The sequence below is a fragment of the Methylophaga sp. SB9B genome (genome assembly GCF_004832235.1).
Taxonomy (GTDB): domain Bacteria; phylum Pseudomonadota; class Gammaproteobacteria; order Nitrosococcales; family Methylophagaceae; genus Methylophaga; species Methylophaga muralis.
Map to the genome: position 1 here is coordinate 1 of NZ_SSXS01000078.1, position 254 is coordinate 254.

At 43.3% G+C, this 254-nt stretch carries 1 protein-coding gene; it reads left to right on the forward strand.

What is annotated here, in order from left to right; translation table 11 throughout:
* Positions 1-146: 146 nt before the first annotated feature.
* Positions 147-254 (forward strand): RecX family transcriptional regulator (locus tag E8Q33_RS16860; protein WP_371413307.1); only part of this gene is annotated, 108 nt, incomplete at its 3' end.

Consider the following 254-nt stretch of genomic DNA (forward strand, 5'->3'; position numbering starts at 1 on the left):
GAATTACAGCAAAAACTTCAACAAGCTGGTCATGAAACGGATAAAATTCATGCCGCTTTAGAAAAGCTACAACAAAGTGGCTTACAGAATGACGAACGTTTTGCCGAAGCGTTTATTCGTTCTCGCGTCTCCGGGGATATGGAGAGTTGCGAATCAGACAAGAAATGAAACAAAAAGGCGTGGCGGATGAGCTTATTAATTCCACCATGCAACAGGCAGAAACAGATTGGTTTGCGCTTGCTATCGAAGTACGA